Origin of the sequence: Streptomyces sp. 13-12-16, assembly GCF_002114215.1 — a bacterium.
GTDB lineage: Bacteria > Actinomycetota > Actinomycetes > Streptomycetales > Streptomycetaceae > Streptomyces.
Map to the genome: position 1 here is coordinate 2,791 of NZ_NCTE01001287.1, position 4,945 is coordinate 7,735.

General features: G+C 72.8%; 6 protein-coding genes. 5 read left to right on the plus strand and 1 reads right to left on the minus strand.

Going from position 1 to position 4,945, the window contains the following annotated elements:
• The 5 genes from B7767_RS39500 to B7767_RS39525 form a co-directional block, all read left to right on the plus strand.
• Window positions 1-1,392 (plus strand): anthranilate synthase component I family protein (locus tag B7767_RS39500; RefSeq protein ID WP_085576142.1); only part of this gene is annotated, 1,392 nt, incomplete at its 5' end.
• 5 nt (window positions 1,393-1,397) lie between these two features.
• Window positions 1,398-2,039 carry an aminodeoxychorismate/anthranilate synthase component II gene (locus B7767_RS39505; RefSeq protein ID WP_256923732.1) on the plus strand — a complete coding sequence of 214 codons (642 nt, stop codon included), beginning with the start codon at window positions 1,398-1,400 and terminating at the stop codon, window positions 2,037-2,039.
• 122 nt (window positions 2,040-2,161) lie between these two features.
• Window positions 2,162-3,472, plus strand: coding sequence for a phenylacetate--CoA ligase family protein (locus tag B7767_RS39510; protein ID WP_085576143.1), 1,311 nt, complete (start codon window positions 2,162-2,164; stop codon window positions 3,470-3,472).
• Window positions 3,441-3,650, plus strand: coding sequence for a DUF6052 family protein (locus B7767_RS39515; protein ID WP_085576144.1), 210 nt, complete (start codon window positions 3,441-3,443; stop codon window positions 3,648-3,650). The genes B7767_RS39510 and B7767_RS39515 overlap by 32 nt, the downstream gene beginning before the upstream one ends.
• A gap of 320 nt (window positions 3,651-3,970) precedes the next feature.
• Window positions 3,971-4,681 (plus strand): hypothetical protein, encoded by a 711-nt coding sequence (locus B7767_RS39525; RefSeq protein ID WP_085576145.1) that lies wholly within the window; start codon window positions 3,971-3,973, stop codon window positions 4,679-4,681.
• A 54-nt stretch (window positions 4,682-4,735) separates the two neighbouring features.
• Here the strand turns inward: B7767_RS39525 and B7767_RS47530 are convergent.
• A partial coding sequence (locus B7767_RS47530; protein ID WP_218775857.1) for a hypothetical protein occupies window positions 4,736-4,945 on the minus strand: 210 nt, incomplete at its 5' end.

The window sequence follows — 4,945 nt, forward strand, 5'->3', positions numbered from 1 at the left end:
CCCGACGAGGTGTACCTCCTGGAGTCCGCCGCCGGCCCGCTGCGCGACCGCCGCTACCAGTTCGCCGGCTTCGGCACCCTGCTGTCGCTGTCCGTCACCGACGGGACGGTGCGCGTCGCGGGCCGTCCCGGCCTCGTCCGGCTGCTGCTGGAACGCGCCCGGCCGCTGCTCGCACCCGACGGGACGGACCCGGCCGGCGGCACGGGGCACGCCACCGTGCGGCTGCGCTCCTTCAAGGACCTGTGGGCGCTGCTGCGCACCGCCCAGCGGATGTTCGACGCCGAGGGCTCGGCCACCCGCTTCCGCTTCGGCTTCCTCGCCTACTTCGGCTACGACGCCGTCCGCTACGTGGAGGACCTCCCGCACCTCATCGAGGAGCGCCCCGACCTGCCCGACGTCCACCTCGTCCTGCACCAGGGCTGCGTCGTCGCCGACCTGGAGGGCGGTGGGGCCGAACTGCTCCTGCACGAGTCCGCGCACTGGGAGCCCCTCGACGGGGACGGCGTCCTCGGCCTGCTCGCGCGGGCCGGTGAGACCCACCCCGAGCCGGCCGCCGACACCTTCCCCGCATCCGTCGTCACCGACGACAGCGAGCCCGGCCTGTTCGCCGCCGACGTCGAACGCTGCCTGAAGCACATCGCGGCCGGCGACATCTACCAGGTGCAGATCGGGCACGAGCTGACCATCCGCTCCCCGGCCCGCCCGGCCGACGTCTACCAGCGGCTGCGCCGGCGCAACGCCTCGCCGTACATGTACCTCGCGAGCCTGGCGGGCCAGTGCGTCATCGGCGCGAGCCCCGAACTGTTCGTGCGGATCGAGGACGGCACCGTCACCATGCGGCCCATCGCCGGCACGCTGCCGCGCACCGGGGACGACGAGGCCGGCGCCCGGCGGCTGTCCTCCGACCCCAAGGAGATCGCCGAGCACACCATGCTCGTCGACCTGTGCCGCAACGACATCGGCCGGATCTGCCGCGCCGACACCCTCCAGGTGCCCGACCGGCTCACCGTCGAACGGTACTCGCACGTGCTGCACCTGGTGTCCACCGTGCTGGGGGAGGCCGAACCGGACAAGGACGCCTTCGACACGATCGCCGCCCTCTTCCCCGCCGGCACCATGACCGGCACCCCCCGGATCCGGGCCATGGAGATCATCGAGTCCGTCGAGCGCAGCCGCCGCGGCCTGTACGCGGGCGCCCTCGGCGTCCTCGACGTCGGCGGCTACACCAACCTCGCCCTGTGCATCCGCACCCTGTTCCACCGTGACGGCGTGTACCGCACCCGTGCCTCCGCGGGCATCGTCGCCGATTCCGATCCCCGTGCCGAATGGCGCGAGACGCTGGCCAAGATGAGCGCCGCACACTGGGCGGTCACCGGAAAGGAACTGCTGTGACCCGGATGTTCACCGTCCGGCCCGCCTCCGGTCCGCCCCCGCGGATCCTGGTGGTCGACGCGTTCGACAGCTTCGTCGACATCCTGCGCCAGTACCTGATGTCGGCGGGCGCCGTCCCCCTCATGGTCCGCTCCAACGCGCTCACCCCGGCCGACGTGCCCGCCATGGGGCTGGACGGCATCCTCCTCGGCCCCGGCCCCGGGCACCCGGACGAGTCGGGCCACGTGGAACTCGTACGGGCCTTCGCCGGACGTCTGCCGCTGCTCGGGGTGTGCCTGGGCCACCAGGCCATCGGCCGCGCCCACGGCGCGCGCGTGGTGCCCGCCGAGCACCTCGTGCACGGCAAGACCAGCCGGATCCGCCACGACGGACGCGGTCTGTTCACCGGCCTGCCCGACCGGTTCGAGGCGACCCGCTACCACTCCCTCGTCGTGCCCGAGGAGAGCGTCCCGGACTGCCTGGAGGTCACCGCCCGCTCGGCGGACGACGGCTATGTGATGGGGCTGCGCCACCGCACCCTGCCCGTGGAGTCGGTCCAGTTCCACCCCGAGAGCTTCCGCACCGACCACGGCATGGACATCATCACCAACTACCTGCGCACCGTGCGCGAGTTCAGCACCCGGGCGGCCACCGTCACGGCCGCCTGAGACCGCTCGGGGCCACTTGACGCCACCGGCCACGGACCGCACGCGCAAAGATGCGCCGCCGGGCCGGCGGGCGTCAGGATTCCCGGTGTCACCAACCGCCGGGCGTACATGGGGAGACATACGTGGACTACTGGAACAGCACAGCGGAGACCATGCCCCGCGAACGGCTGGAGTCCTGGCGGTGGCAGCGCCTCGAGCGCGCCCTCGACCACGCCCGGCGCTCCTCACCGTTCTGGAGCGCCCGCATACCCGAGGGCATCACCTCGCTCGCCGACTACACCGCCCGGATGCCGCTGCTGTACAAGGCGGACCTGCTCGCCGCCGAGGAGCAGGCACCGCCGTACGGCACCTGGCCCTCGCTCGACCCGTCGCTGAGCGTGCGCCACCACCAGACGAGCGGCACCAGCGGCAACCCGCCGGTGCGCACCTTCGACACCGAGCGGGACTGGGCGTGGTGCGTGGACACCTTCTGCACCGCGCTGTACGCCAACGGGGTGCGCTCGCACCACAAGGGCATGGTGTGCTTCGGCTACGGCCTGCTCGCCGGCTTCTGGGGCATGCACTACGCGCTGGAACGCATCGGCTGCACCGTCTTCCCCTCCGGCGGCCTCGACTCCCGCACCCGCGTCCGCCTCCTGGTGGAGCAGCGGATCGAGGTCCTCGGCCTGACCCCCAGCTACGCCATGCGGCTGATCGAGACGGCCCGCGAGATGGGCGTCGACCTGGCCCGCGAGGCGAACGTACGGATCATCCTCGCCGGGGCCGAGCCGCGCTCCGACTTCACCACCCGCACCATCGAGGAGGCCTTCGGCGCCCGCGTCTTCAACGCGGCCGGCACCACCGAGTTCGGCGGCGTCTTCATGTTCGAGTGCCCCTCCCGGCGCAACGCCTGCCACATCAACGAACAGTCCTGCTACGACGAGGTGCTCCACCCCGAGACCAAGCAGCCCGTCGGCTACGGCGAGGAGGGCGTCCGCGTCACCACGGGACTCTCCCGCGAGGGCGTCCAGCTCTTCCGCCACTGGACCGAGGACATCGTCGTCAGGCGCCCGCACACCGAGTGCGGCTGCGGCCGCACCTGGGACTTCTACGACGGCGGAATCCTGCGGCGCGTCGACGACATGCGCAAGATCCGCGGGGTGTCCGTCACCCCGGTGATGATCGAGGACGTCGTCCGCGCCTTCGACGAGGTCAACGAGTTCCAGTCGTCCATCCGCACCGTACGCGGGCTCGACACCGTCCACGTCAAGGTCGACGCGGGCGAGCTCGCCGGTCCGGCCGCCGACGCGCTGTGCGGCCGTATCGCGGAGGAGTTCAAGCGCGAGATCGGCATCCGACCCGTGGTGGAGCTCGCCCCCGCAGGCAGCCTGCCCCGATCACAATGGAAGGCGGCACGACTTCATGACGAACGCGTCCTCACCTCTCACGGCTGAGCAGGAGCTCCACCTCCTCGAGAGCTACCGCACCCTGACCCACCTCGCGGACACCGTCCGGGTGCCCGCGGTCCTCGCCTCGGTACGGACCTGCCTGGCCGAGCTGCGCCTGGCCCTCGACGGCCAGGCGATCGACATCGACTACTACCGCGAACCCGCCCGCACCCTGGTGGCCTGACGGCGCCTCGGCCCCCGTCCGCGCCGGTGACCGGCGAACCCCGCGCGAAGTGCCGGCGTGCAGCCGCACACGGTCGGCAGGCGGGCGTCCGTCCGCCTGCCGACCGTGTGACACCCTCGGTGATCTCGTCCCACAGACGCGCCGTGCCGCCCTGCCGGACCCTCCACCGGCCGCCGTCCTGGAAGACGACCGCCCACCGCCCGGTGTCCACGTCGATCACGACGTGTTCCGTCCGGCCCTCCCGTGCCGGCGTGATCTGTCCCGCGGGCGGTGGAAAAGCATTCGACCAGCCGGGCCGCGACCAGCCAGGATCCGCACTCGTGACGACGTCGAAGCAACTCCTGGTCCGGGCCGCCGCCCGCAACAACGCCGAGTGGTGCGCGGTGATGAGCCGATCGCACGGCTCGGCGGGCGGGTTCGGGGAAGAGGCCTGGGCCGCCCCGGTCCGCACACCGCTGTACCACCCCGACGCGGTGACGCTGGTGCCGGGGGCCGGCCCGGCCGCGCTGCTGGCCCGGATCGACACCACCGCGCCCGGCGCCTCCGTCAAGGACAGCTTCGCCGACCTCGACCTGACGGAAGCCGGCTTCCAGGTGCTGTTCGAGGCGCAGTGGATCCACCGGCCGGCGAGTGCGCCCGCCACCGCGCCGGATCTCGCCTGGGACGTGGTGGGCACCCCGGACATGCTGCGCGCATGGGCGCTCGCCTGGGACGACGGGGACGGAAACGCGGACCTCTTCCGGCCCGGCCTCCTCGACGACCCCGCCACGTTCGTGCTCGCCGGGCACTCCGCCGACGGCGGGGTGGTCGCCGGGGCGGTGGCGAGCCTCAGCGACCAAGTGGTCGGGATCTCCAACGTCTTCGCACTCGACGGCGGCCCTGACGTGGCCTGGCCGGTCGTACTGGACGCGGTGCGCCGGCTGTTCCCCACCCTGCCGGTGGTCGGATACGAGCACGGCGATGACCTGGCGGTCGCCGTGCGCCATGGCTTCGAGCCGGTCGGTCCGCTGCGGATCTGGCTGCACGGCTGACCGGTTCCCGGGCGGCCCGGGCCGCCGTTCGGCGGCCGCATGACCTTCGACGGCTCATGACGGACGTTCCCCGACGTCGAGCGGTTTCGACTCCGGGGCGGCGGTCCGCCGGTCCCGGAAGCGGCTGTGGGAGCGGGGTGCCCGGGGCGCGGCGGGAGGTCGCGGCGCCCGGCCGGGCTGCCCCACCATGACGTGGTCCTCGGCCACGACCCGGCCGCGAACGCGGACCGCGACGGTGACCGGCTGCGCGTGGCCCGGCACGGC

Excerpts from the sequence above, each read along its gene's own strand:
- B7767_RS39515 (WP_085576144.1), top strand. The coding sequence starts at position 3,441 with ATGACGAACGCGTCCTCACCTCTCACGGCTGAGCAGGAGCTCCACCTC.
- B7767_RS39505 (WP_256923732.1), top strand. The coding sequence starts at position 1,398 with ATGTTCACCGTCCGGCCCGCCTCCGGTCCGCCCCCGCGGATCCTGGTG.